21 protein-coding genes and 1 pseudogene are annotated in these 19,779 nt (G+C 49.0%); 16 read left to right on the top strand and 6 right to left on the bottom strand.

What is annotated here, in order from left to right:
* The first annotated feature begins 20 nt into the window (after positions 1-20).
* From ndhI to nuoK, 3 genes are read left to right on the top strand one after another with little or no spacing between them, the layout of a single operon-like run.
* Positions 21-620 carry an NAD(P)H-quinone oxidoreductase subunit I gene (ndhI, locus tag RIF25_RS10750; protein WP_322878537.1) on the top strand — a complete coding sequence of 200 codons (600 nt, stop codon included), beginning with the start codon at positions 21-23 and terminating at the stop codon, positions 618-620.
* Between the two features lie 11 nt (positions 621-631).
* A complete protein-coding gene (locus tag RIF25_RS10755; protein WP_322878538.1) occupies positions 632-1,237 on the top strand; it encodes an NADH-quinone oxidoreductase subunit J in 606 nt (201 codons plus the stop codon).
* Between the two features lie 33 nt (positions 1,238-1,270).
* The gene (nuoK, locus tag RIF25_RS10760; protein WP_015125180.1) at positions 1,271-1,576 is read left to right on the top strand and encodes an NADH-quinone oxidoreductase subunit NuoK; all 306 of its coding nucleotides are present in this window, start codon (positions 1,271-1,273) and stop codon (positions 1,574-1,576) included.
* Between the two features lie 140 nt (positions 1,577-1,716).
* Here nuoK and RIF25_RS10765 read toward each other — a convergent pair whose 3' ends face one another.
* On the bottom strand, positions 1,717-5,421 hold the full coding sequence (locus RIF25_RS10765; RefSeq protein ID WP_322878539.1) for a beta strand repeat-containing protein: 3,705 nt from the start codon (positions 5,419-5,421) through the stop codon (positions 1,717-1,719).
* Between the two features lie 209 nt (positions 5,422-5,630).
* Here RIF25_RS10765 and RIF25_RS10770 point away from each other — a divergent pair, with 209 nt between their 5' ends.
* The 8 genes from RIF25_RS10770 (at position 5,631) to RIF25_RS10805 (ending at position 11,878) form a co-directional block, all read left to right on the top strand.
* On the top strand, positions 5,631-6,005 hold the full coding sequence (locus tag RIF25_RS10770) for a DUF1823 family protein (protein WP_407682392.1): 375 nt from the start codon (positions 5,631-5,633) through the stop codon (positions 6,003-6,005).
* The gene (bioF, locus tag RIF25_RS10775) at positions 6,006-7,178 is read left to right on the top strand and encodes an 8-amino-7-oxononanoate synthase (RefSeq protein ID WP_322878541.1); all 1,173 of its coding nucleotides are present in this window, start codon (positions 6,006-6,008) and stop codon (positions 7,176-7,178) included.
* A 580-nt stretch (positions 7,179-7,758) separates the two neighbouring features.
* Positions 7,759-8,490, top strand: a complete 732-nt coding sequence (locus RIF25_RS10780) for a V4R domain-containing protein (protein WP_322878542.1) — start codon at positions 7,759-7,761, stop codon at positions 8,488-8,490.
* On the top strand, positions 8,474-9,058 hold the full coding sequence (locus RIF25_RS10785) for a hypothetical protein (protein WP_322878543.1): 585 nt from the start codon (positions 8,474-8,476) through the stop codon (positions 9,056-9,058). The genes RIF25_RS10780 and RIF25_RS10785 overlap by 17 nt, the downstream gene beginning before the upstream one ends.
* Before the next feature lie 76 nt (positions 9,059-9,134).
* Complete coding sequence (locus RIF25_RS10790; protein WP_322878544.1) at positions 9,135-9,617, top strand: globin family protein; 483 nt, start codon at positions 9,135-9,137, stop codon at positions 9,615-9,617.
* A gap of 51 nt (positions 9,618-9,668) precedes the next feature.
* A complete protein-coding gene (locus RIF25_RS10795) occupies positions 9,669-10,346 on the top strand; it encodes a V4R domain-containing protein (RefSeq protein WP_322878545.1) in 678 nt (225 codons plus the stop codon).
* A 96-nt stretch (positions 10,347-10,442) separates the two neighbouring features.
* Positions 10,443-10,925: a 2Fe-2S iron-sulfur cluster-binding protein gene (locus tag RIF25_RS10800; RefSeq protein WP_322878546.1), complete on the top strand. Its 483-nt coding sequence runs from the start codon at positions 10,443-10,445 to the stop codon at positions 10,923-10,925.
* Positions 10,926-10,999: 74 nt separating this feature from the next.
* The gene (locus tag RIF25_RS10805) at positions 11,000-11,878 is read left to right on the top strand and encodes a tetratricopeptide repeat protein (protein ID WP_322878547.1); all 879 of its coding nucleotides are present in this window, start codon (positions 11,000-11,002) and stop codon (positions 11,876-11,878) included.
* A 34-nt stretch (positions 11,879-11,912) separates the two neighbouring features.
* Here RIF25_RS10805 and purE read toward each other — a convergent pair whose 3' ends face one another.
* Complete coding sequence (gene purE, locus RIF25_RS10810) at positions 11,913-12,452, bottom strand: 5-(carboxyamino)imidazole ribonucleotide mutase (RefSeq protein ID WP_322878548.1); 540 nt, start codon at positions 12,450-12,452, stop codon at positions 11,913-11,915.
* A gap of 304 nt (positions 12,453-12,756) precedes the next feature.
* Between purE and RIF25_RS10815 the strand changes: the two genes are divergently transcribed.
* Together RIF25_RS10815 and nagA are read left to right on the top strand one after the other, a co-directional pair.
* Positions 12,757-13,065: a hypothetical protein gene (locus RIF25_RS10815; RefSeq protein ID WP_322878549.1), complete on the top strand. Its 309-nt coding sequence runs from the start codon at positions 12,757-12,759 to the stop codon at positions 13,063-13,065.
* A gap of 13 nt (positions 13,066-13,078) precedes the next feature.
* The gene (nagA, locus tag RIF25_RS10820; RefSeq protein WP_322878550.1) at positions 13,079-14,365 is read left to right on the top strand and encodes an N-acetylglucosamine-6-phosphate deacetylase; all 1,287 of its coding nucleotides are present in this window, start codon (positions 13,079-13,081) and stop codon (positions 14,363-14,365) included.
* Between the two features lie 21 nt (positions 14,366-14,386).
* On the opposite strand, the gene RIF25_RS10825 is transcribed toward nagA, so the two are convergent.
* From RIF25_RS10825 to RIF25_RS10840, 4 genes are all read right to left on the bottom strand, one after another.
* The gene (locus RIF25_RS10825; protein ID WP_322878551.1) at positions 14,387-15,040 is read right to left on the bottom strand and encodes a DUF1361 domain-containing protein; all 654 of its coding nucleotides are present in this window, start codon (positions 15,038-15,040) and stop codon (positions 14,387-14,389) included.
* Between the two features lie 42 nt (positions 15,041-15,082).
* Positions 15,083-15,697 (bottom strand): anthranilate synthase component II, encoded by a 615-nt coding sequence (locus RIF25_RS10830; protein WP_322878552.1) that lies wholly within the window; start codon positions 15,695-15,697, stop codon positions 15,083-15,085.
* A gap of 115 nt (positions 15,698-15,812) precedes the next feature.
* The gene (locus tag RIF25_RS10835) at positions 15,813-16,268 is read right to left on the bottom strand and encodes a diacylglycerol kinase family protein (protein ID WP_322878553.1); all 456 of its coding nucleotides are present in this window, start codon (positions 16,266-16,268) and stop codon (positions 15,813-15,815) included.
* 353 nt (positions 16,269-16,621) lie between these two features.
* Positions 16,622-17,338: a pyridoxine 5'-phosphate synthase gene (locus tag RIF25_RS10840; protein ID WP_322878554.1), complete on the bottom strand. Its 717-nt coding sequence runs from the start codon at positions 17,336-17,338 to the stop codon at positions 16,622-16,624.
* Positions 17,339-17,825: 487 nt separating this feature from the next.
* On the opposite strand from RIF25_RS10840, the pseudogene RIF25_RS10845 reads away from it, so the two are divergent.
* From RIF25_RS10845 to RIF25_RS10850, 3 genes and pseudogenes are all read left to right on the top strand, one after another.
* Positions 17,826-18,761, top strand: a pseudogene (locus RIF25_RS10845) (ribonuclease Z); the annotation flags it as partial.
* Positions 18,762-18,884: 123 nt separating this feature from the next.
* Positions 18,885-19,193 carry a helix-turn-helix domain-containing protein gene (locus RIF25_RS17285; protein WP_407682395.1) on the top strand — a complete coding sequence of 103 codons (309 nt, stop codon included), beginning with the start codon at positions 18,885-18,887 and terminating at the stop codon, positions 19,191-19,193.
* A 24-nt stretch (positions 19,194-19,217) separates the two neighbouring features.
* Complete coding sequence (locus tag RIF25_RS10850) at positions 19,218-19,766, top strand: DUF3122 domain-containing protein (RefSeq protein WP_322878556.1); 549 nt, start codon at positions 19,218-19,220, stop codon at positions 19,764-19,766.
* Positions 19,767-19,779 lie beyond the last annotated feature (13 nt).

Consider the following 19,779-nt stretch of genomic DNA (forward strand, 5'->3'; position numbering starts at 1 on the left):
CCTCGGAGTGAGTTTAGATCATGAAATTTCTCAATAAAATTGGCTCCTATGCCAAAGAAACTTTGCAATCGGCCAAGTATATTGGCCAAGGTCTGGCTGTCACCTTTGACCACATGCAGCGGCGACCGATTACGGTGCAGTATCCTTACGAAAAACTGATTCCCTCGGAGCGGTTTCGGGGCCGGATTCACTTTGAGTTTGACAAATGTATTTCCTGTGAAGTCTGTGTCCGGGTCTGCCCCATTAATTTGCCAGTGGTGGACTGGGAATTCAACAAGGAAATGAAGAAGAAGGAACTCAAACATTACAGTATTGATTTTGGAGTCTGCATTTTTTGTGCCAACTGTGTGGAATATTGCCCCACAAACTGTCTTTCCGTCACAGAGGAGTATGAACTGGCCACCTACGACCGCCATGAATTGAATTTTGATAATGTGGCAATGGGTCGGCTTCCTTATAAGGTGACTGAGGATCCAATGGTCACGCCAATTCGGGAATTTGCCTATTTACCGGTGGGTGTTACCGATGGCCATGAGGCAAAACTCACAGATCAGCGGGCAGGGTCTCGGCCAGAGGAGATCGCGGCCCAACTGCACACAACGGCCAGCAAACCAGAATAAGGAGTTAACTTGTGGATTTAGCAACTGGCGTACAAACCATCGCTTACTTTCTCTTGGCGGTCTTGGTGATTGGAGCAGCCTTGGGGGTTGTCCTTCTCGATAGCATTGTTTACTCAGCTTTTTTACTGGGGGGGGTGTTTATCAGTATTTCTGGAATTTATATTCTCCTCAATGCGGATTTTGTCTCGGCCGCCCAAATTTTGATCTATGTTGGGGCGGTGAATGTCCTGATTTTGTTTGCCATCATGTTGGTCAATAAGCGAGAAGATTTTGCGCCGATCCCGCGGCGGTGGATTCGCAAAGGGGCGGCTGGCCTGGTGGCTTCAGGGTTGTTTTGCCTCTTAAGTGTGATGGTCTTGCAAACCGCTTGGGCCGTACCAACCAACACGATGCCCACTCCAGAGACAATTATCACCATTGGCAAGCACTTTTTTACGGATTTTCTCTTACCTTTTGAATTGGCTTCGGTCTTGTTATTAATGGCTCTAGTTGGGGCAGTGGTATTGGCACGGCGAGACTATTTAATTGATGAAGAACCTTCCATTGGCGAAGTTCCCCAACCCCCTTTGGAATTACCAGAACGCCCCAGGGAACCGGCTGTTTTGTCTGGTAAATAATCCTAATTCCCCTGACTGCTTGAGGAGAAAACCATGAATTTAGATTTAATCTTATTGCTTGCTGCTGCCCTATTTTGCATTGGGATTTATGGACTGGTGACCAGTCGTAATGCAGTGCGGGTTCTCATGTCTATTGAGCTACTTTTGAACGCTGTTAATCTCAATTTAATTGGGTTTTCCAATTACCTAGATGGCCTGGAAATAAAGGGCCAAGTCTTTGCGGTATTTGTGATTGCAATTGCGGCGGCCGAAGCTGCTGTTGGCCTGGCGATTATTCTGGCAATTTATCGGAATAAAGATACGGTGGATATGGAACGCTTTAACTTACTGAAGTGGTAATTAAATCATCCTGTCAATCTCAAGAGCAGGAAACTCTAAGTCTGTTTCTATCCATTTAAGACTGGGTAGTAGCAATTTAGACAACGCTTGGTTTATTCTTGCTAGCTATAACTTTGGAGGAGAAAATCTTGGCCCTTATTTTAGATAACTTTTATATCTGCATTAGAGACACTGGCTAAGTTACCAAATATCGCAATTTGTATTTGAGACACACCGCCTAAACCATCCGAATCAAAGAATAAAGCACCAGTCACCTGATTGTAGATAAAACGCTGATCAACTGTTGTAGCTGAAGTTCCTAAAGTGAATCGGTTGGCGGCGAGAATTCCAGTGCTTAATCCACCGCCAAAACTACTCGCTAAGACTTGAATCTGATCTGTGTTTCCAGAAACTTTATTAAAGTCTGTAATTGTATCCACACCCTCATTTGGAGCATTAAACCGGAAGAAATCATTCCCATCTCCCCCAGTTAAATTATCGGTGCCAGCCCCACCTAGGAGAACATCATTCCCATTCCCACCGATAAGCCAGTCAGTCCCCGCTACCCCATCAAGCGTGTTATTTCCAGAGTTGCCCGTAATGGTATTTGATAGAGTATTCCCTATCCCACTTATCCCCGTTGTTCCGGTTAAAATCAACTTTTCAACATTAGCCGTTAAACTGTAGGTAATGGATGCGAAAACGGAGTCAATCCCTTGGCTAGCTGCTTCGACAACCACATCACTCACGTTATCCACAACATAAATATCATCTCCCAGGCCACCCCCTAAGCGGTCAGCCCCTGCACCACCATTCAAAGAGTTATTACCACTATTCCCAGTAATTGTATTGTCTAAGGCATTGCCTGCGCCGTTGAGATTATCAGTTCCCGTTAAGGTCAAGGTCTCAACATTGCTAGTCAGGCTATAGGTAATGGAGGAGAAGACTTTGTCTATCCCTTCACCCACCGCTTCGACAATCACATCCCCGACATTATCAACCACATAAATGTCATTTCCCAGGCCACCCATCAATCGGTCTGCACCCGTTCCACCATTGAGGGAGTTATTCCCGCTATTTCCCGTAATCGTATTTGCGAGGTCATTGCCCGTCCCGTTGATATTGCCTGTCCCAGTTAAGGTCAAGTTTTCAACATTAGCCGTCAGACTATAGGTAATGAACGAGAAGACTTTGTCTATCCCTTCACCCGCTGCCTCGACAACTACATCCCCGACATTATCGACAACGTAAGTGTCATTCCCCAGGCCACCGACTAAGCGATCAGCCCCTTTTCCACCATCAAGGTAATCGTTACCATCCAGGCCACTCAGGGTATTGTTACCAGAATTCCCCGTAATCGTATTGGCGAGAGCATTCCCCGTTCCATTAATCGCCGCTGTGCCGGTTAAAGTCAGGTTCTCAACGTTGCTGGTCAGGCTATAGGTAATGGAAGAGAAAACTGAATCAATCCCTTGGTTGCCCGCTTCGACCACCACATCACCCACGTTATCCACAACATAGATGTCATTTCCCAAGCCACCGACTAATCGGTCAGCCCCTGCGCCACCATTCAAAGAGTTATTGCCACTATTCCCCTTAATCGAATTCTCTAAAGCATTACCTGTGCCATTGATGTTGTCAGTTCCCGTTAAGGTCAGGTTCTCAACATTACTTGTCAAGCTATAGGTAATGGAGGAGGAGACCGAATCTAGCCCTTGGTTGGCTGCTTCAACAACCACATCGCCAATATTGTCCACATAGTAAGTGTCGTCGCCGTTCCCACCCACCATGTAATCAGCCCCCAGGCCACCATCGAGCACATCATTGCCGTCATTCCCTAGCAAGCTATTATTGCCACTATCTCCAGTTAACGTATCGGCAAAGCGTGACCCCCAGAGGTTTTCAATACTAACTAATTGATCATTGCCCGATCCACCGGTAGCTATACCTGTAACCAAATTGGCGTTGACAGAGGCTGGGGCTGTCGAGTAGTCAACGGTATCAATGCCGTCACCACCATCCAAGAAATCATTACCTAAAATTATTTTTGCACTTGAGATAATGGGGCCACCAAAATATTCCCCAGCGAGAATATCGTTGCCCAGGCCCCCAAACAAAGAATCATTACCGGCTGTGATCGTGCCGCCGCTAATCGTGCCATAGTACTCGCCATAGAGTTTATCATTGCCACCAGTCACAACCCCACCCGTGATCGTTCCGGCGTAGAATTCACCATAGAGTTTGTCATTACCCGCACTGACGACACCACCGGTGATGACTCGGTAATATTGGCCATAGATAGTGTCATTGCCCCCAATTACTGTGCCGCCCGTAATCGCGTTTAGACTATCGTAATATTCTCCATAAAGGTTATTGCCACTCGTCGTGACTGCCCCTCCGCTGATCGTGCCATAGTATTTGCCGTAGAGAGTATCGTTGCCCCCTTTAACCGTCCCGCCCGTGATTGCGGTTGGGCCAGGATTCTGATTGCCATAGTATTCTCCAAAAAGAGCATCATCTCTGGAGGCAACTAGGCCAGCGGCAATGAGGTTGTAATACATCCCATAAAGGACATCATTCCCGCCTGTGACAACACCGCCAGTAATCGAGCCACCATAAGCCTCTCCATAAACTGGGCTGCCTTTAGTGCTAATTATCCCGCCGCTAATTGTCCCGCCGTAGTATGTACCATAGAGTTTGTCATTCCCACCGAGGACACTAGTGCCGTTGCCAATTGAGTTGATGTCACCGTAAATTTCGCCGTAAACGTTGTTAAAGCCACTTTGGATGCTGCCACCCGTCAGATTCCCCTTGTAATATTCCCCATAGAGATTGTCATTGCCACCAATGATTGTGCCGCCGATGATATTGCCGTAAAGCTCTCCGTAGAGGTAGTCATCTCCCGCAATAACTGTGCCGTTGCTAATGTCACCGTTGTAGTACTCCCCATAAAGATTGTCAGAACCACCCTTGACCAGGCCACCGGTGATGCTCCCGTAGCGTTCGCCGACCATGCGATCCGTAAATCCGACAATGCTGCCTCCAGTAATTTCTTTGTTGTAAAATTCCCCGTAGAGTAGATCATTCCCACCCTGAACTAATCCACCAGCAATAGTGCCGTTATAGTAGTCTCCAACGAGAAAGTCTTCTTGGCCAACAACGGTGCCACCCGTGATTGTGGTGTTGTAGTATTCACCGAAGAGGCTATCATTACCACCCGTGACAGTGCCGCCATTAATACTGGTGCCAAAGGCATAATAATCGCCATAGAGTTGATCCTGGCCGCCAACGACTGAACCACCAATGATGCTGCCACTGTAATATTCGCCGTACAGCTTATCATTGCCCCCAGTAACCCGACCACCCGTCAGATTATTGTTATAAAAAGACCCATAGAGGTTATCATTTCCGCCAGTGACAAGGCCCCCTGTGATGCTACTGGCATAGAATTCCCCATAGAGAACATTATTGCCCCCGGTGACGGTTCCACCCGTAATACTATTGCCATAAAATTCGCCAAATAAGTTGTCACTGCCTCCTGTCACTGTCCCACCGAGAATGGCACTGGCATAATAGTCTCCGTAGAGGGTGTCATTACCACCTGTGACAATTCCCCCGACAATGCTACCGGTGTAAAGTTCGCCAAATAAGGTATCAGAAAAGGCTGTGCCACTGACAGATCCGGTCAAGGAGTCGCCATATAAGACATCACTCCCTGCGATGCCATTAATACTGCCTGTAAAGGATTCGCCGAAGAGTTGGTCGTTGCCGTCTAAGCCATTAATTGTGTCATTCGCATTGTTGCCAACAATCGTGTCAGGGCCGGCGGTAGGAGCAGAAGTGGGGTCGGTGAAGATGATCGCCATAGACTATACCAATAAAGTTTAGGAAATCAATATAAAAAGATCAGGAAAGAAGTCCGGAAACAATGTTTTAGTTTGATAAGATTGCTTAAAAGTAGTCTTAACTTTAGCTATGACATTAGTGGTCTCAACACTAATTAGTTATTTTTGCTAAATCTTAATGGAAAGATACAAACTAATTTTTCAACTTTAAATCACTTGATCTGAAATGAATGATGCAGTTACAACCTATCACACTTGAAATAATTTGGAGCATTTTGCGGGATGAAGTCACCGATGAGCAGGTCAACGAATTAGTTTGGCAGACTTTGGGGTATCAGTGGGATGAAAATAACCAGGCCTGGGATTTAAGTCATGTTTCTCCAGAATGGCAAGAGAATTATCCCGAACCACCAAATTTCATTGAAAGTCGCCCAGCTACGGTGAAACTGACGCGCTCCATTCCTGTAGAAAATAAGCAACTTTTGAAGGAACAACTGGGATTTGAAGGCTATACCATTAGTGAGCTAAAACCTCGCTTAACTCGGCGGGCCACGGCGGCAAATTGGCTGTTAAGTTATCTCAAGGATCAGGGCAAACTTGACTAAATGAGCCAGGCCTATGATTGGATTGCACCAGAATTAAACCGATTAGAGCGGGTTGGCTGGTATCGAACACCCCAAATTAGTCAAAGCCCCCCAGGCCCCGTGATTCAATTCAACGGTCAATCTCTGGTTAATTTTGGCAGTAATGATTACCTTGGGTTAGCTGGACATCCAAAGCTGATTGAGGCGGCCGTCAATGCAACCCAGGCCTGGGGCGTAGGGAGTACAGGGTCACGCCTCTTGAGTGGACATAGACAACTCCATCAGGATTTAGAAATTGCCCTGGCCCAGTTCAAACAAACTGAAGCCGCCCTTGTTTTTAGTTCCGGGTATTTGGCTAATCTGGGGGTTGTGGCGGCGTTGGTGAGCAGCCAGGACTTAGTGATTGCCGATGCCTATAATCACGCCAGCCTCAAAAGTGGAGCCAAGCTCAGTGGAGCTAAAGTTTATGAATTTGCCCACGGGAACTTAGAACAAGCCCAGGAATTATTATCCCAACATCGTCCCCATTACCGCCGCTGCTTAATTCTTTCGGATAGCGTTTTCAGTATGGACGGTGATCTGTGTGATTTACCAAAATTACTGGGCCTGGCGGCGGGCTTTGGGGCCATGGTATTGATTGATGAGGCCCATGCCACAGGTGTTTTGGGGCCAACGGGGCGGGGTTCAGTTGAACATTTTGCCTGTCAAGAACAGCCATTGATTCAGGTGGGCACTCTCAGCAAAGCCTTGGGAAGTTTAGGGGGCTATATTGTGGGTTCTCAGCGATTGGTTGATTATTTACGCAATCGGGCCCGGAGTTGGATTTACACCACTGGCCTATCCCCCGCCGATACCGCTGCCGCCTTGGCCGCCCTCCACCTGATCCAGGCCGAGCCGGAACATCACCACAAACTCTGGCAAAACCGCAACTTACTGGCCCAATTACTGGCAGAACTCCCTCCGTCCTTTCCCCTCAAGCTCCTACCCTCTGAGTCCGCGATTTTATGCCTCCAAGGTGAGACGATTCCCGCAGTCCAGGCCATGAGTCAAATCCTCCACCAGGCCGGGTATTGGGTGCCTGCGATTCGTCCGCCAACAGTTCCCCGCAGTCGCTTACGCCTCAGCCTCATGGCCAGTCATCGTCCCGCCCAGATTATCGGTTTAGTGGAGGCTCTCCAGGCCTGGACTGTGTAACAAAGCTTAATTATTTTTGGATATATGAAATTCTTTTTCCGTGCAACTACGGACGCTGGGGGACAATTCAGCTTTTTATGATTAAAGAACATCCACTTGAGCAGAGGTTAAGTAAAGTTTAATGTGCAATTGCGTTAGTCCAGAAAATAGTTAAGTAATAATTAAGATTGCTGAGGAACTGGGAACCTAAAGCTCATTGCCCAGGCTAGTTTATCACCAAATTTTCATGGGTGATTCTCTCCTGGAATCTCGGGCTAAGTGTCATGAACTTGATATAAACCCTGTTGATCTTTGCTGATTTTACCTCGGTCTTCAGTCATTATTCAGTGATGCTTTAGGATCATTGAGATAAAGTTCTTGACTAATTTCCCAGGGGTTTAAGGGGAGGAGAATTAGCTAGAAGTGAGGAGAAGTTCATTAGCATCGAATTAATGGCTCTACCTTCACTAGCTTTAACGTTTTGCCGCCCTTAAAATACCCTGAATGAGTCAGTAACTCGACTTCAATTCAGCACTCTGACTAGCAATTGCTTTTTTAATTTTTATGATTATAAATTTTTATTTGTTTAGGAGGAAGCCCTGTGACTGCCACGCTGATTCACAACAACTCTGAAACCAAGCATTGGCAAACGGCTGAGAACGTTTTACGCCAGAAGTATCCTCAACGGCATCATCACTTTGCGCTCCGGGAATTCTTCAATTTCGATTCTGCCAATGGGGTCTATGCCGATTGGAACGAGAGCCGCAATATCCTAGTCACGGAAGATTTTATTATCGGGCTGATGTCTGGTCTGGAGCATGAAGTGGGGCCAGCGGCTTCCGTGGTGATGTATAAAATCGGCGAAGAATGGGGCCGCAAGGATGCTGAGTTTTTTCAAAATTGGTTTGTGAAAGAATATCAATATGAAAGCATCAAGCAAATGCAACTCCCCTATGTTCTCGAGGCCTGGTGGTGGCCTTGTACGGCCCAAGGCTGGGGAAACTGGGAGGTGGATCTGAGTGAGCAAAAGCATGGCTTCATGTTTATCAATATTTTTGATTCAGTCGTGGCTCGGACATTAGGCGATGTGGGGCGGCCCGTCTGTCATCTCTACGCTGGCTTGTTTGCTGGCTTTTTTTCTGGCCTGGTGCAGAAGCCCCTAGATTGTATCGAGATTCAATGCTATGCCATGGGGGAAACCTTCTGTAAGTTCCTCTTAGGGAAAAAAGACCGGATTGATGCCGCTTCCTTCTGGCAGAACGAGGGAGCCACCGCCCAAGACATTGAAAAACGCTTACGTAGTGGGGACTTGTTCAATGGCCAACGTCGTTAATTGGCAGCAGCAGTCCGTTGATCAGTTCTTGGAGCAGGTCAATTGGCTGGGGTTATCCGTGGCAATTCCGACCCCGGTGGACAGTCAGGCTTGGCTGGGCCTCTCGGTACAGGACTTTTGGCAAGGGTGTAACTGGGAGGGCCAGCGTCAAGTTCGGCAAGTAGCTTGGGGTATCCCGGCTGTTTCAGAAAGGAGGGGAGAGCGGCTCTGGTTGAACTGTTCAGTGACGGAATTTATCCAAGCAGCCAATTGGACAGGACAACCCCTCAGCATTTCCAAGTCTCTGGCTGAGGTTATCCCACCCCCCGTTCGGCAGCCTGTCCCCAGCACTTGGCTACAACTGAGCGTGATGGAATTTTTTGAGCGGGTCAACTGGCTGGGTAAACCGGAGCAAGCGCAACTCTTACCAGGAATGCAATCGCCCCTGCAACTGTCGGTAGCCCAATTTTGTCAAGCTGTGGCCTGGGATTTAAAACCCGTGATTGGGGCTGTCCCCCCGCTGACACTCCCTCCGGAACCGGAACCGGACCCAACCATGACCCTCACGGATCTGTCCAGCTTGTTCTAACCCCTCAGATTCACGGTCTGAAATCTACATTTGCCCAGATATTGCGACATTCGACATTCAAGGAGACAAAACCCCTATGCAACCCGACTTGGCCTTACTGTTCTACAAAGCCGAAGATCACTACCTCAGCGATGTGGAGTTGAAGGTTTTTAAGCACCACACCGATTCCCTGAAACAACGCTTGACATTTTATGAGTTATTGCGGGAGAAAGAACTCGAGATTTGGCAACCTGTCGCGGATCGCCTGCAACAGGCCTTTTCCCAGGAGGCTGATGCGACCCTCGAGCAAATTCTCCGCCAAGGGATTGCTCTGTTTCGCTATGGGGCGATGGCAATGCTGCTTAACAATCCTGAGTTTTTACAGCGGCGACTCCTGGAATGGTTAACGGATATTGTTGCTTCTCGGCAGTCCCAAGGCCTAGTGACAACACTTCACCAATTACTCCAGGCCCGGTTACGGGAGATGCTCACAGACAAAGAAGTAGATTTGATTCTGCCCTTCTTAGATCAAGCCCAGGCCACCCTAGTGGGAACTGTGCCCCTCGTCACTGTTGCATAATGCCCCTGCTGCCAAATCCGAAGACCTCTTAGAGATATTGGAGATATTAAAATGATTTCCGTTGCTGAACTGCTGAAGGACAACCGTTCCCCAGGAAACTACTACGCCGTTGATGCCTATGTGCATGGTGATTTTGAAACCGGCCTAATCGAAAATCGGCGGGGGGCGCGACTGGTAGCCCTACCTGATACCCTATTGCAAGCCATTTACACCGGCCTGGATCACGAAACAGGGCAAGCGGCGGGGATTGTCCTCGAGAACTGTGGGCGTTGGTGGGGGAAAAACTTCTATTCCCGTTTTGTCCAAGAAGTGAGCGAATACTACAGCCGTCCTTTAGCGGAAATGGAAATGGTGGAATTTCTCCAATGCTTGAAGGAATGTTGGAAAACTCACGGTTGGGGCACCATTGACTTGGATATTAGCTACTACCAACAGGGTTTCTTAGTCCTTAAAACCTGGCTGTCTGCGTTTGCGGCGGCGGCTCCGGTCAATACCAGCCAACCCCAATGTTTTGCCGAAGTCGGGATATTATCCGCGTTTTTTAGTCAACTCACCGGCCGGGAACTCCACTGTGTCCAAACTACCTGTGAATCTATGGGGGCTGACTGTAATCACTTTGTCTTAGGCATTGCAGACCGGGTTAATCCAGCCCAGGCCTGGCAACAGGAAGGCCATGATCACAAAACAATTATGGAACGGCTCTGTTCTGCTCCACCCACCAGCAACTAGGAATCATGTCATTGGGGAGAGTGTTGACAGATTATTTCTAAACTAATAAAGCTGGCACACCCCACCCAACCTAATTTATCCTGGAGGATGCTTTCTGTGGCCAAAGTTGTCAAACTCGAACCGATTGCCCGAGAAACAAGCATTAACACCAATGACAATATTCTCTCGGCTCTTTTAGACAGTGAGTTGCATGTGCTCAAGGAATGTGGGGGGCGGGGGATGTGTGCAACCTGTCACGTTTTCATCAAAGACGGGATGGACAGCCTTTCCCCGTTAACTCGGCGAGAGCAGCGAACCTTAGAGGTCATTACCACCTGCAAGCCTAATTCCCGCTTGGCCTGCCAGGCCCGAGTTGTTGGTCCAGGGGTGGTGGTCGAGTTACCCTCTGGGATGTATGTCAATGCCGTGGCTGATATTGAGGCCTTGATTGGCCGGCGGGCTGAGCAGGATATTTTGCACCCCTTGGATGGACGAATCTTGGTGGAAGCCGGGAAACTAATCACCCGTACCATGATCAGCCAACTCCAAAATGCCCAAGTCCAGGCCGGGGCGTACCTCGCCAAAACTACCGATGCCTAATTTCAACCTAGAACCTGCGCCTTTAAGATGATGCACATTTGACCAATCACCAATACTTTGCAAAGGGGAAAATTATGGAGAGTCAAGCCCAGGAGACAGCACCAGAAATCATCAATAACCCCCTCTCGTCCTTGCCGGAAAACAGCCCCGCTCGGGATATTGATTGCCTAACCCAGGCCCCGGCAGCCGTTGATGGTGGCTTCAATTATCTAGAAATGGGTTCGGCCTTAATTGCTGTTGCTACCTCCATCGCTGGGGCGGCCTTCCAAAACCTCTTGCTCACCTCCATTGCGACATTACCCCTTTCGGCTTCCCTGGTGATGAATTTGGCGGAGCGCAAAAAACTAGCCCAAAAACTCCAGGCCGAAATAGCCCAACACCACATGACCCAGTCCACCCTGATCCAAACCCAGACTAACCATGCAAATCAACTGGGTAATTTAATGGCTGGCCTGGCTCAAGTCAGTGATCAAGTCCAAGGTGTCCAAGGACAAGTCAGTGATTTGGGCCGGGGAACCCGAGACCTTCATGACTACACCCGGATTTTAGGCACTGAGCAAAAGCAAATTGAGGAAGTGGTGGACTGCCTACGGCAAATTGAAAACTATACCCAAGCGATTCAGTCAGATCCCTCCCACGCCAAGGCCTACTACAATCGCGGCTTAACCCATCAACGCTTAGGGGATGCAGAAGCGGCGGTTCTCGACTATACAGAAGCCATCCAAGTTAATGATACCTATGCCAAGGCCTATCACAATCGGGGGGTCGCGCGGGCGGCCATTGGTGATCGCAAAGGGGCAGTGACAGACCTACGGACAGCCGCAAAACATTTCTTTGAACAGGGAGACATTACCAGTTATCAACGGGCCCGAGATCTAGCCAAGCGGGTGCATGAAGTGGGTGATCCGGCTAAAGACAGCAAAGAAGTCCCCTTAGAATTGTTGTTTTCCTAGTCCGTTACCCTGGCCAACCAAGCATCCCCACCCCTTACTGGGGCATTCCCTCAAGATAGGCTTCGTACCCCAATTCATCCAAACGGGCCTGCTTGGTCTGGACTTGCTGGGCTAAAGATTGGCGATAGATAATGACTTGGGTTAAGAGTTCCCGATTATGGCTGGCTAAGATTTGAATGGCTAGCAGCGCAGCATTCTGGGCATTACCTATGGCCACGGTGGCAACAGGGATTCCGGCAGGCATTTGCACAATAGAGTAAAGAGAATCTAGGCCCTGAAGATGACGACTGGGGACGGGGACACCAATGACGGGTAAGGGGGTTAAGGCGGCAATCATCCCTGGTAAATGGGCGGCTCCTCCAGCTCCAGCAATAATCACTTTCAAGTTGCTTTGATGGGCCTGGCTGGCAAACTCCACCATCCGTTCAGGAGTCCGATGGGCCGAGATAATTTCCAGATGATAGGCGACCCCAAACTCCTCACAGACTGTCACCGCTTTGGCCATTGTCGGTAAATCAGAGTCACTCCCCATGACAATGGCGACGGGGGCAGAAATGGTTTGAGTAGGGGTCATGGCAAGGGTAAATGGGGCCGAAATGTGGGGTTTTATGAATTTTATCATTGAGAAATCTGAGGGACTGCCCTAAAGTTAGGGAAATTCCTGAAAATATTGCAACATTCCGTAATGTCATTATCCCGAGAAGCTTGATCTGCCGTCCATGAAGATGTTTGTATTTGTATTTTTATTACAAACGCTATCATCTCCAAATCAATTTATCTAGACTTTACTCACAATAGTTACCAATCCATGCCCTTGTCTGCCCTTTCCCAATGACACTGCTATTGCCCATCAAATGACAAACCCTTGAGGCCCAACCATGCTAGAGAATTTACAAAAATACCGCTTTGCCTGCACCCTCACCTTTGGGGACATTTACGGCCAAGTGATTGTCTGGCTAATTGTAATTTTTGTGGGGATGGCGGCTTCAGTAGCACTCTATAGTAACCCAATTACAGCATTTTTGGTGGGTGGATTGATCTTGGTTTTGAGTCTGCCCTTTTTGCTATTTGCCTTTGTGACAACGTTGTTAAATCATATTGAACTACGACCGATTTCTGCCCAGGCCAAGAAAGCAAAATCGACACCAGCCCGGGCTGTCACATCGGAAGTTGCCCCTGCTAATTAAGTTTAAAAAACGCATGGCTGCCAAGCGCAAAGGGTTCAAGCAATCTCTTCCCCAGACAACACCAACACTGACAACACCAACACCGGAACTATCCCCACCGACTCCAGCCACTGCTCAGCAGTCATGGCCGACTTTCTGGATTGAACAGGTGAACTTAGTTGGATTTAGGGGGCCACAGCAATTATTATCGGATTCCCAAGGTTGTGTGGCGGCCATTGCTCCCCAGGCCGAGACGGTGGATTGGCCAGCAGATTATCGGGTTAAGTTTTCGGGGGATTACCTCTCCCTGCCTGGCCTGGACTTACAAATCAATGGGGTTTTGGGGCTGCCATTTCCCGAGGTCAGAGGAGATGAGGTTGGGCGATTCCGGCTTGAGCAGGCCGGTCGGTTTTTAGCTGAAGCTGGGGTTGATAGTTTCCTGCCGACTATCGTGACCTGCCCAGTTCAGCAAATTCGGGTGGCTTTGGGGGTTTTTGCTCAATTTCTGGACAAACCCGATGCCGGGGCCAAAATTCTTGGCATCCACCTAGAGGGGCCGTTTCTGAATCCGGAAAGGCGCGGCGCACACCCCCAACAGCATTTGTTACCCCTCACCATCGAAAATGTTAAGCGGGTTTTAGGGGACTATAGTTCTGTGGTTAAGTTAATTACCTTGGCACCCGAGCTAGATGAAACGGGTCAAGTGATTCCCTATCTCCGGGATTTGGGCATTACGGTCAGCTTAGGACATTCCCAGGCCACGGCCAGCCAAGCCCAAACCGCCTTTGATCAGGGTGTAACGATGCTGACCCATGCCTTTAATGCCATGCCCGGCCTGCATCATCGTCAACCCGGCCCCTTGGGCGCAGCGATTGCAGATCCGAGAGTGAGTTACGGGTTAATTGCCGATGGTCAGCACGTTGATCCCCTAATGTTGGAGATGTTAATTCACACCGACCGGCCTGAGAAAAGGGGCACATTTTTAGTCAGTGATGCCTTGGCTCCTCTGGGCTTAGGGGATGGGGTGTACCCTTGGGATCAGCGCGAGATTACCGTCACCAACGGAACAGCCCGCCTGGGAGATGGAACCCTAGCCGGAACTACCTTGCCCTTATTCAGAGGGGTACAGAATTTAGTCAAATGGGGTATTTGCTCACCAGATGAGGCGATTCGGTTAGCGACCAATGCCCCCCGAGACGCGATGAGTTTACCAGGCCTGGAGGTGGGTTATCCATTGAATCGTCTTGTGGCCTGGGATTATGAACCGGAATCTCGACACCTAAATTGGGAGTATTTTGGTTTGCCAGACTTAATAATGTAATGTTAGAACAAGCCTGACCCCTTACTCGTCTGCTTTGCGATAGCGCCAACGGAGAATCAATCCTAAGGTGACTTGCTTCATCAGCCAATAGAGAATCGTCAAAATAAAGAAACCAAACAGGATCACGACTAGGGGTTCGCGGCGTGTCAGGAGGTTCAGGGTGGTGACAAAAATATTTCTTGGGCTGGTGATTAAATCCCAACTGTTAAAGCGGATAAACCGTCCCAAATAAACCCCAATTGCGGCCAGGCCATGGATCCCCAACTCCACATAGGGCAACCAACGCCGATACCCTAATTTTCCTAAGCAATAGCCCAGATTGATCAAGGAAATCACATAGGCCTGGAAACCAATCAAAATCGCCAGGATATTCACGGGCATAAAGACTAGGACTAAAAACCAGCCAGAAATGCCTTCCCGAATCCCCGCGAGCAGGTGAATAATATCCGTTAAAACATAGGGCGCGTTGGGCAAGAAAGCTAGAAAAATCAGGAAACCCAGGCCCCAGAGCCAATTAATTTTCGGGGGATTGTGCCAGCGAAATAAAGCCACACTGAGGACAAGGGGAATATAGGCTAAAAATAAATTCCAACCAATCCAGCGGGTATAGAGATGAAAACTCCCCCAATCCGCAGCGGCAAGGTAATCAAGGATTTGAGTCAGGGCCTGGGACACAGTCGGACGATCACAATAAAATCAACGGGTAAAACAAGACATTTAAGCCTGCCTATCTAGTTCAGGTTCAGACAAGCTCCTGAGGAAGTTTCGCAGCAAGTCTTTACCCGCCATCGTTAAAATGCTTTCAGGATGAAATTGGACTCCCTGTAAATGGGGATAGGCGCAATGTCGGACTCCCATAATAATCCCATCCTCTGTCCAGGCCGTGACCTCCAATACTTCAGGGCAATCGGCTGAATCAATCACAAGGCTATGGTAACGGGTGGCTGTAAAGGGGACATCCAGGCCCGCAAAGACCCCCTGGTGTTGATGAAAAATATCGGAAACTTTGCCATGCATCAGACTAGGGGCCGCTACAACAGAGCCACCATACACTTGACCAATGGCTTGATGCCCTAAACACACGCCCAAAATTGGGATCTTGGGGGCAAATTCCTCAATCAAGGCCTGGGAAATCCCCGCATCTTCAGGACGACCGGGGCCTGGGGAAATGAGAATACCAGCGGGAGCCAGGTGCTGAATATCTGCCAAGGTAATTTTGTCATTCCGATAAACTTGGATGTCTGCTGCCACCGGGAATTCCTGGCCTAGCTCACCGAGATATTGGACTAAGTTGTAGGTAAAACTATCGTAGTTATCAATGACCAAAAGCAAGGGTCACATTCCCCCTATCCATACAGAGCCATCATCATCTTAGCCAATCAGGGTCTTTAGCTCTCAGGATGGGGGCAGGGGGAGCCACAAGGCTATGGCGGGAGATCAGGGAGAACTAAGGCATCAGCGCCAAAAATAACTTCAAAACTGGGGGAACCAGCAGCAGAGCCGCCACAACCAAGGCAACCATGGCACAAATGAACACTGCCCCTGCGGCGCAATCTTTGGCCACTTTAGCGAGTTCGTGGTAGTGGGTATCAATGGTCAGATCCACCACCGATTCTAAGGCCGTATTCATTAACTCCATCGCCATCACGAGGGCAGTGGTCACAACAATAATGGCCAATTCTGCCAAGGTTAACTGGAGGGTACTGCCTAAGGTAATGGCTATCGCTCCGACAAGGGTGTGAATCCGGAAATTTCGTTGAGTTGTGAAGGCATATTGCACCCCTGCCCAGGCATACCGAAAACTAGCCCAAAGACTGGCTGCGACCTGATAGGATGACCGCCTTGAAACTCCAGGCCGGGGAATCACCTTAGACGGATAAGAAACTAAAACCTTGGGCGACATCTCACACTCCCCGCAACCACATGCACTTAACTACTGTGCCAACACATCTACGATACACAACCGTTCTAGCAGATAGCTGTCGGACGAAACTGCTATGCAGCATACATCAAATCTCTACTAATCGTTAAGATTTACCACAGAGACACTGATTTGACGCGACGTTGCTCTATGGATTTACCTCAATTGAGGGGGCAGATTAGGGGGCATGAAGAAATTTTGGGTATGGGACTATCGAAACGGTGAAGAATTAGGTGCTTCAAAGAATTAGATTAAAATCAATGATATTCAAGAGTGTGATTGATTGAGGGTAATGATTGTTCCTGTTAGCTGTTGGCATCACCTCGTTTAGGGACTTAATCCTGAATTAAACGCTTCATATCCTGCACTGCCCGCTCTAAACCAAGCAAGACGGCCCGACTAATAATGCTATGACCAATATTGAGTTCTTCCATGCCCGGAATTTGGGCCACCGGAACCACATTTTCGTAAGTTAAGCCATGGCCTGCATTGACGCGCAACCCTAGCTCTTTAGCCCAGGCCGCTCCGGCGATTAAATGTTGCAGTTCTTGATCGCGACTCGATTCATCCTTGGCTTCGGCATAGGCTCCGGTGTGTAATTCAATAAATAAGGCTCCAGTATCAACACTGGCCTGGATTTGCTCGGTATTGGCATCAATAAATAAACTGACCGGAATCTTGGCACTTTGCAGCGTTGTCACGACTTCTTTGAGAGGATCGAATTGTCCAGCCACATCCAAGCCCCCTTCCGTTGTAATTTCCTGGCGACGTTCTGGGACGAGGGTGACATAATCTGGTTTGACATCCAAGGCAATTTTGACCATTTCGGGGGTGGCGGCCATTTCTAAATTCAAGTGGGTTCGGACAATTTGCCGGAGAATTCGCACATCTCGCTCTTGGATATGCCGCCGATCCTCTCTCAAATGCACCGTAATCCCATCGGCTCCAGCAAGTTCTGCAATCACGGCCGCTGCAATCGGATCGGGTTCTGTGGTAGCCCTGGCCTGGCGAATGGTGGCAACATGGTCAATATTGACTCCGAGTGTGGGCAATTTCCTTAAGCTCCTGGGTAAAACAACTTTCTTAATTGTGGCAATTTGGCTCTTCTCTTGGCAAACAGAAGGATGCTCCAGGTTTAGACCTATCTGAATAACCGGAACATAGGGCAATCTAAAAATATTAGGTCTTGCCAGTGCAGGATGTTTCCGTTGCGAATCACCTATCAAGCTCCAATGATTGATTCTCAGCAACGAGCGGATACCCTAATTCTTGCTCCGGCTCAGGAATCGGATATACCCCACAATTGGCAGTGTGCACCGAAGCAGTTCCCAAAACAATAGGACTTATTAATCCTGTCGGCTATTGGCTGATTTGGTACGCTATCCAGGTAGCCCAGTTTGCGGACTGTAGTGGGGAACTCGATGGACAACTCATTTGAAACGCCCCGTGAAACGCGATATGGGTTTTATCGGCAACACCTAAGCTAATCCCTTTCCCTATCCCTATGATCAAGAAGTGGGTGATTTGATAGGTTGATGTGTGGAAATTACCTTTTTAGGCACCAGTTCGGGGGTTCCAACCCGCTCGCGCAATGTTTCGAGTGTGGCCTTGCGACTAACCCAACGGGGAGAAATTTGGTTATTGGACTGTGGGGAAGGGACACAACACCAACTCATCCGCAGTAATTTACGCAGCAGCCAGATTCGCCGGATTTTTATTACCCACATGCACGGGGATCATATTTTTGGCCTGATGGGATTGTTAGCCAGTTGCGGGATGGCAGGAACGGTGAGCGAAATTGACCTCTATGGGCCGCCGGGGTTGGATCGCTATATTGAAAATTGCCAAAAATGGTCACAAATGCATCTGCACTATACCTTACGAGTCCATACGGTCGCCCCAGGCCTGGTCTATGAAGATGCAGATTATTCTGTCACTTGCGGCCCCCTACATCATCGGGTCACAGCCTATGGCTATCGGATTCAGGAAACAGATCGCCCCGGCCGGTTTGATGTGGAAAAAGCCAAAGCTTTGGGGATTCCCTTTGGGCCGGTTTACGGGCAACTCAAACAGGGAAAAACGGTCAGGCTTGAGGATGGGCGCACCTTTAATGGTCAAGATTTTTGTGATCCTCCTGAATTGGGCCGCTCCCTTGCCTATTGCACCGACACGATCTATTGCGATGCTGCCGTTCAGTTAGCCTACCAGGCCGATGTCTTAATCCATGAATCCACCTTTGCCCACCAGGATCAGGACATGGCCGAACAGCGACTCCACTCCACTTCGACAATGGCGGCCCAAGTTGCGGCCCTAGCCCAAGTGAATCTCCTATTTTTAACCCACTTTAGCCCCCGCTATGCCCCTGGGAATGCCCTCCGAGTTGAGGATCTCCTCGCTGAAGCCCAGGCCATTTTCCCCCATAGCCAACTGGCCCGTGATTTTCTCACCTATGAATTACCCCGTCACCGAACTATTACTCAATCTGCCCAGAGCACCATTGCCCCAGCCCCCGTCCTAGATACCGTCCCTGTTAGCCCGCCGCCACCCCACCGTTATGAATCCCTCAAACATCTTGCGCCGAGTGAATTTCAGGACTTAGTGGGCATCACGCCAGCAACCTTGAGGGCCTTGGTAAAGCTGATTCCCCCGAAAATCGGCCCCCGCTCATCCCCACCTAAAACCACAGTAGAGCCGGAAAATCAAGTCTTGATGGCCTTGGACTATTGGCGAAATCATTTGACCTATCGGGATGTGGCGAATTTATGGAATCTGGGCGAGGCAACGGTTGCAAAATTGATCCGGGAGGTGAAAACCCATATTGCCAATTCCAGCCAGTTCCGAGTCGCGACCCCGACTGAGATGAAAGCAAACCCCGGCCAACCCATCATTACCCTTTTATCTGAATAACCCTTGTCAACTGAGGATTTCCTGATGCTAATTAGTGTCTGTCAAAACCTGTGGAATTTTACCCAACGATTTCTAGTTCTGAGTTTGTGTTTGGGAATCATCCTGTGTGCGTTGACCAGTCCTGCCCAGGCCCGTGTCCAACAGATTGAAGAAGCTCCCGGACAAATCGTTTATCAGGCCCGGCAAACGATCCGGGATCAACAGAATCAAACCTGGCAAGTCATCGCGTTTCAACGGGCTAAAGATAGCCAAATGGGGCATCCCTATTTACGGGTGGTGGGATTTCCAGGCCTGACCAGCATTGATCCCCAGTTGCCGTTGATCATGACCAATGCCCTTGGAGATCGCCTCATCGCCCCACCGGCCTCGGAAAACTTATTTACAGATGCTGCCAACCCCGAACCCCACATTGCCCAATATGGTTTGATGGAAATTATACCCAAGCTGAATATTGCTGTGCCCTTGCGTTTAGAGATTCCCAGCCTTGAAAAAGCCGTCACCTTAAATATCAGTCCCAGCGCGTTGTTTGAATGGCAAAACCTGACCAAAAGTTCCAGGACACCCCCAGAATGAGGATGTTCAAGAC

Source organism: Pseudocalidococcus azoricus BACA0444, assembly GCF_031729055.1.
GTDB classification, from domain to species: domain Bacteria; phylum Cyanobacteriota; class Cyanobacteriia; order Thermosynechococcales; family Thermosynechococcaceae; genus Pseudocalidococcus; species Pseudocalidococcus azoricus.

Coding starts and splice junctions, on each gene's coding strand:
- ndhI (WP_322878537.1), top strand. CDS start 21: ATGAAATTTCTCAATAAAATTGGCTCCTATGCCAAAGAAACTTTGCAA.
- RIF25_RS10805 (WP_322878547.1), top strand. CDS start 11,000: ATGGAGAGTCAAGCCCAGGAGACAGCACCAGAAATCATCAATAACCCC.
- RIF25_RS10850 (WP_322878556.1), top strand. CDS start 19,218: ATGCTAATTAGTGTCTGTCAAAACCTGTGGAATTTTACCCAACGATTT.
- nuoK (WP_015125180.1), top strand. CDS start 1,271: ATGAATTTAGATTTAATCTTATTGCTTGCTGCTGCCCTATTTTGCATT.
- bioF (WP_322878541.1), top strand. CDS start 6,006: ATGAGCCAGGCCTATGATTGGATTGCACCAGAATTAAACCGATTAGAG.
- nagA (WP_322878550.1), top strand. CDS start 13,079: ATGGCTGCCAAGCGCAAAGGGTTCAAGCAATCTCTTCCCCAGACAACA.
- RIF25_RS10815 (WP_322878549.1), top strand. CDS start 12,757: ATGCTAGAGAATTTACAAAAATACCGCTTTGCCTGCACCCTCACCTTT.
- RIF25_RS10765 (WP_322878539.1), bottom strand. CDS start 5,421: ATGGCGATCATCTTCACCGACCCCACTTCTGCTCCTACCGCCGGCCCT.
- purE (WP_322878548.1), bottom strand. CDS start 12,452: ATGACCCCTACTCAAACCATTTCTGCCCCCGTCGCCATTGTCATGGGG.
- RIF25_RS10770 (WP_407682392.1), top strand. CDS start 5,631: ATGATGCAGTTACAACCTATCACACTTGAAATAATTTGGAGCATTTTG.
- RIF25_RS10835 (WP_322878553.1), bottom strand. CDS start 16,268: ATGTCGCCCAAGGTTTTAGTTTCTTATCCGTCTAAGGTGATTCCCCGG.
- RIF25_RS10785 (WP_322878543.1), top strand. CDS start 8,474: ATGGCCAACGTCGTTAATTGGCAGCAGCAGTCCGTTGATCAGTTCTTG.
- RIF25_RS10790 (WP_322878544.1), top strand. CDS start 9,135: ATGCAACCCGACTTGGCCTTACTGTTCTACAAAGCCGAAGATCACTAC.
- RIF25_RS10795 (WP_322878545.1), top strand. CDS start 9,669: ATGATTTCCGTTGCTGAACTGCTGAAGGACAACCGTTCCCCAGGAAAC.